Genomic DNA, 2,304 nt, shown 5'->3' on the forward strand with positions numbered 1-2,304 from the left:
TGGGCTGGGAGATGTGTATAAGGGGCAGGCCCCGGCCAGCTCACCCGCCCCTTCGGGACCCTCCCGGTGGAGCCGCTGGAGGGCGCCCGCGCGCTGGCCGACCTCCAGCGACGCGTGATGGCCAACAACCGGTTCGGGATCCCCGCCCAGGCACACGACGAGTGCCTGACCGGCTTCACCGCCTGGCAGGCCTCCATCCTGCCCACCCCCCTGGCCTGGGGCGCCACCTTCGACCCCGAGCTGCTGGAGCGGGCCGCCGCGATGATCGGCGAGTCCATGCGCGCGGTCGGCATCCACCAGGGCCTGTCCCCCGTCCTGGACGTGGTGCGCGACCCCCGCTGGGGACGCACCGAGGAGTCCATCGGCGAGGACCCGCAGCTGGTCGCCGAACTGGCCACCGCCTACGTGCGCGGCCTGGAGTCGTCCGGGGTCGTGGCCACCCTCAAGCACTTCGCCGGCTACTCCGCCTCCCGCGCCGGACGCAACCACGCGCCGGTGTCCATGGGTCCGCGCGAGATGGCCGACGTGATCCTGCCGCCCTTCGAGCTGGCGCTGCGCGAGGGCGGTGCCCGGTCGGTGATGCACGCCTACACCGACACCGACGGCGTGCCCTCCGCCGGTGACCCGGAGCTGCTCACCGAACTGCTCCGCGAGCGCTGGGGCTTCACCGGCACGGTCGTCGCCGACTACTTCGGCATCTCCTTCCTGGAGCTCTCGCACCGGGTGGCCGACGGCCCGGGGACGGCCGCGGTGCTGGCCCTGGAGGCCGGCGTGGACGTGGAGCTGCCGGTCCTGCGCTGCTACGGCGAACCGCTGGTCGACGCCGTGCGCTCCGGTGCCGTGTCGGAGGAACTGGTGGACCGCGCGGTGCTGCGGGTGCTGATCCAGAAGTGCGAGCTGGGACTGCTGGACCCCGACTGGGACCCGACCGCGCCCGCGCTGCGTCCCGGCGCCCCGGCCACGCTGGTCACCCCCGACGGGCCGGGCGACGGTTCCCCCGACGGCCCCGGGCCGCGGATCGACCTCGACCCGCCCGCCCTGCGGGACGTCGCCCGCCGGCTGGCCGAGGAGTCGGTGATCCTGCTGGCCAACGACGGCACCCTCCCGTTGCGGCCGGGGCTGCGGATCGGCGTCACCGGACCGTTCGCCGACGAGTCCGCCGCCATGCTCGGCTGCTACACCTTCCCCCGCCACGTGGGCGTGGAGCACCCGGAGCTGCCGCTGGGCGTGGAGTTGCCGAGCCTGCTGGAGTCGCTGCGCGCCGAGCTGCCGCAGGCGACGATCGACCACCACCCCGACCCCGGCACCGCCGCCGCGCTCTCCCTGCCGATGGCCGACGGCGCGCGGCCGGACGTGTGGGTCGTGGCGCTGGGCGACCGCTCGGGCCTCTTCGGCCGGGGCACCTCCGGGGAGGGCTGCGACGCCGCCGACCTCGAACTGCCCGAGAACCAGGGCGCGCTCCTGGACGCCCTGGTGGACACCGGGGTCCCCGTCGTGGCGGTGCTGCTGACCGGGCGTCCCTACGCCCTGGGGCGCTGGGCCGACCGACTGGCCGGCATCGTCCAGGCCTTCTTCCCCGGCGAGGAGGGCGGACCGGCCGTCGCCGGCGTGCTCTCCGGCCGGGTCAACCCCTCCGGCCGGCTGCCGGTCGGCGTGCCGCGTCACACCGGTGGCCAGCCGGGGACGTACCTGGCCCCGCCGCTGGGACGGCACAACGACGCCAGCTCGCTGGACCCGGGCGCGCTGTTCCCCTTCGGTCACGGCCTGACCTACACCTCCTTCGCCTGGGAGGACCCGGCCATCGACACCCCGACGCTGCCCACCGACGGCCGGGGAGCGGACGGTGCCGGGGAGGCCGTGGCCCGGGTGTCGGTGACGGTGCGCAACACCGGTGACCGGGCGGGGACCGAGATCGTGCAGCTGTACCTCCACGACCCGGTGGCCCGGATCGTGCGTCCGGTGCAGCGGCTGATCGGGTGGGCCCGGGTGACCCTGGAGCCCGGCGCCTCCGCCCGGGTGACCCTGGACGTCCACCCCGACCTGGCCTCCTACACCCTGCGGCCGGGCCGCCGGATCGTGGAGCCCGGTGCCCTGGAGCTGCGGCTGGCGGCGTCCTCCGAGGACGTGCGGCACTCCCTGGCCCTGCAGTTGACCGGGGAGGAGCACACCACCGGCCCGAACCGGCGGATGACCTGCCCGACGCTGGTGGAGCCGTTGCCGGCGGTTCCCACCGACCCCGGCGCGGTCCCGGCCGCCGCCGAACCGACCACCGAGGAGGTCTCCGCCCCCGCCGGCTGAGACCCG

General features: G+C 75.6%; 1 pseudogene. It reads left to right on the forward strand.

The window, feature by feature from the left end:
• Window positions 1-27: 27 nt before the first annotated feature.
• Window positions 28-2,211, forward strand: a pseudogene (locus FOE67_RS23105) (glycoside hydrolase family 3 N-terminal domain-containing protein); the annotation flags it as partial.
• Window positions 2,212-2,304: the final 93 nt, after the last annotated feature.

It is taken from the genome of Streptomyces calidiresistens (assembly GCF_014141525.1).
In the GTDB taxonomy this organism is placed as follows: Bacteria; Actinomycetota; Actinomycetes; order Streptomycetales; family Streptomycetaceae; genus Streptomyces; species Streptomyces calidiresistens.